This window comes from Citrobacter sp. VF227 (assembly GCF_052950715.1).
Window position 1 is genome coordinate 1 of record NZ_JBRFVF010000737.1, and the last position, 255, is coordinate 255.

General features: G+C 55.7%; 1 pseudogene. It reads left to right on the forward strand.

What is annotated here, in order from left to right:
* Window positions 1-255 (forward strand): annotated as a pseudogene (locus ACU8YC_RS28800) (sugar transporter); the annotation flags it as partial.

A 255-nucleotide genomic window follows, 5' to 3' on the forward strand; every position in this document is an offset into this window, starting at 1 on the left:
GCGTGGTGGCGCTGATGCTCAGGGAGTCAGAGCGTTTTATTAATCAGCTTGGTCATCAGATAGCGCTGGAGCAGCTGGCCTTTGTGGAGAAGGAGGTCGATCGTGCCTATCAGCGGGTACAGACAGAGAATGCGCGGGTACTGGCTTTTCAGAACCGTCATCAGTTAATCAGTCCGGAATCAACGAGCACAGCGCGCCTGGATCTGGTCAGCCGGATAGAGGGTGAGCTGGCGCAACAACAGGCACAGCTGAAAC